Source organism: Mycobacterium sp. (genome assembly GCF_049802695.1).
Lineage (GTDB): Bacteria > Actinomycetota > Actinomycetes > Mycobacteriales > Mycobacteriaceae > Mycobacterium.
In genome coordinates this window covers 1-2,514 of record NZ_JBARMY010000079.1, presented here as the reverse complement: position 1 = coordinate 2,514, position 2,514 = coordinate 1, and the positions used below count along the sequence as shown (strand labels likewise).

The window sequence follows — 2,514 nt, the reverse complement described above, 5'->3', positions numbered from 1 at the left end:
GTGGTGCGCGCTGCACCGGCCCCAGCGGCGGCGGCCAACCAGGACCGCAGCAGCGGCAACCTCAACGCCTGCAGGCCGGAATCCGGGGCACGCTCGGCGAGGAAAGCGAACAGCGACCGCAGGTCGCCGAGGTATGCCCGGCGGGTGTGCGCTGAGCGGCCGCGCTGCAGCGCGAGGAATTCGTCGAACTCGTCGAGGATCGCCTGCACTTCGCCACCGTCGCAGACCTGCGCGACGCGGCTCAGTCGACGCGCCGCAGCGTTTCCGGGGTGAGATCTTTCAGAGACCGGTAGCCGTCGACGGCCATGATCAGGTCGGCTTCGGCCAGCAACGAGCGCAGCACGTGCACGATTCCGTCCACCCCGTCGAGGGCCAGACCGTAGGCGTAGGGGCGGCCGACGCCCACTGCGGTCGCACCCAGCGCCAAGGCCTTGACGATGTCGGAGCCGGTGCGGATGCCGGAATCGAACAACACCGGCAGCCCGTCGGCTGCCTCGACCACCCCCGGCAGGCACTCGATCGCCGGCAGGCCGCCGTTGGCCTGTCGCCCGCCGTGGTTGGAGCAGTAGATGCCGTCGACACCGCCGTCCTTGGCCCGGCGGGCATCGTCGGGGTGGCAAATCCCCTTCAGCAGCAGCGGCAGCTTGGTCAGCGAGCGCAGCCACGGCAGGTCGTCCCACGTCAACGGTGACCCGAAGATCTGCACCCAGCGCCGGACGACACCTTGCGGGTCCTCCTCCGGCGAGCGTGGCAGTCCGGCGCGGAACACCGGGTCGCTGGAGTAGTTGGCCAGGCAGTGCCCGCGCAACTGCGGGAAGTTCGCGGTGCTCAGATCGCGCGGCCGCCAACCGGGCACCCAGGTGTCGAGCGTGACGACGATGCCCTTGACGCCGGCCGCCTCCGCGCGCTGCACCAGACTCGCGGCCAACTCCCGGTCAGCCGGCGTGTAAAGCTGAAAAAAGCCCGGCGTATCGCCCAACTCGGCGACGACGTCTTCCAACGGGTCGGACGTCAGCGTCGACATCACCATCGGAACACCCGTGGCAGCCGCCGCACGGGCGGTGGCCAGATCGCCGTGGCCGTCCCGAGCGCAGATGCCGATGACACCGATCGGGGCCATGAAGACCGGCGCGGGCAGCGTCAGCCCGAACAGCTGCACCGACAGGTCGCGTTCGGCCGCGCCGACGAACATCCGCGGAATGAGGCCCCAGCGCTCGAAAGCGGTGCAGTTGGCCCGCTGGGTGCGCTCGTCGCCTGCGCCGCCGGCGACATACGACCACACCGAGGCCGGCATCGCGGCGGCGGCTTTGGCTTCCAAGTCGGCGAATGCGATGGGCAGCGACGGCACCACCCCGCCGAGCCCCTGCAGATAGATCTCGAATTGGTAGTCACCGTAGGCCATGCCGGCAAGGATGCCAGCCGGCGATCAGTCCGTCGGACCTGCCGCCTCGGCTTGGGCGAGTTCCTTCTTCCATTGCCGGAAGGTTTCTTCGGTGCGGCCGCGGCGCCAGTAACCGGATATGGACGCCCACTTGGCCTCCACGCCGCGCTCTTTGCGGATGTAGGGCCGAAGGTTGTGCATGACGGTTTGGGCTTCGCCGTGGATGAAGACCTGCAGCTGCCCACCGGGCCAGGGAGCGGCCTTGACCGCTTCGATCAGCGGAGCGTGGTCGCCGGCCCGCTCCTCGGGAACCAGGTCGGCGCGTCCGCCGCGATAGACCCCGTGCACCTGCACACCTTCCGGCGCGGGCAGGGCGATCTCGTCCTCGGGTCCGGCGATCTCGATGAACGCCATGCCGACCGCGTCGGCGGGCAGCGCCTCCAACGCAACGCTGATGGCCGGCAGCGCCGATTCGTCGCCCGCCAACAGGTGGCAGTCGGCAGACGGGTCGGAGGCGTAGGCGCCGCTCGGCCCCATCAGGTAAACCGGCTGGCCCAGTTCGGCTCTGCCGGCCCAGGTTCCGGCGGTTCCGTGCTCACCGTGTGTGACGACATCGATCGCAAGTTGGCGCGAGGCGGGGTCGGCGCGGCGCACAGTCAGCGTGCGCACCACCGGCCGGCGCTCGGCGGGCAGCTCGTTGAAGCTGTCCAAGGTCAACGGCTGCGCTAAGCCGGCCACGTCGACGTCATCGGCGACGAACACCACCTTGACGTAAGAGTCGGTGAATTCGCTGGGCTTGAACGTGTCGAAGCCGCTGCCGCCCAGCAGCACCCGGACCATGTGCCGCGTGAGTTCCTCGCGACCCACCACCTCGAAGGTGTGCACTGGTCGACCGGCCACATTTCCTCCTACAGGTGCCTGACGGCCCTATGGCTTGTCTGCTCGGACTCCCGCCGACTATACGAGGCTCACGAGGCACCTCCTCGTCGCCGGACGATGCGCCACTGGCCGTCGTGACGCTCCGTCAGACCCGCTACCTCTAACATCGCCAGCGGACCGAGCACCCGTGCCGGCGCGAGTGCGGCGGCGACGGCGATCTCGTCGACCGTGGCGACTCCCCGGCCGGGCAGCGC

The 2,514-nt window shown here is 69.5% G+C and carries 3 protein-coding genes and 1 pseudogene; all 4 read right to left on the bottom strand.

The window, feature by feature from the left end:
* A partial coding sequence (locus tag WA317_RS02795) for a site-specific integrase (protein ID WP_425171589.1) occupies positions 1-209 on the bottom strand: 209 nt, incomplete at its 3' end.
* Between the two features lie 32 nt (positions 210-241).
* Positions 242-1,402 carry an alpha-hydroxy-acid oxidizing protein gene (locus tag WA317_RS02790; protein WP_425171588.1) on the bottom strand — a complete coding sequence of 387 codons (1,161 nt, stop codon included), beginning with the start codon at positions 1,400-1,402 and terminating at the stop codon, positions 242-244.
* A 24-nt stretch (positions 1,403-1,426) separates the two neighbouring features.
* Positions 1,427-2,281, bottom strand: a complete 855-nt coding sequence (locus WA317_RS02785; protein ID WP_425171587.1) for a siderophore-interacting protein — start codon at positions 2,279-2,281, stop codon at positions 1,427-1,429.
* A 68-nt stretch (positions 2,282-2,349) separates the two neighbouring features.
* Positions 2,350-2,514, bottom strand: a pseudogene (locus WA317_RS02780) (DNA-processing protein DprA); the annotation flags it as partial.

What these genes read in the sequence shown, in the direction of transcription:
- WA317_RS02790 (WP_425171588.1), bottom strand. Translation starts at nt 1,402, where the DNA reads ATGGCCTACGGTGACTACCAATTCGAGATCTATCTGCAGGGGCTCGGC.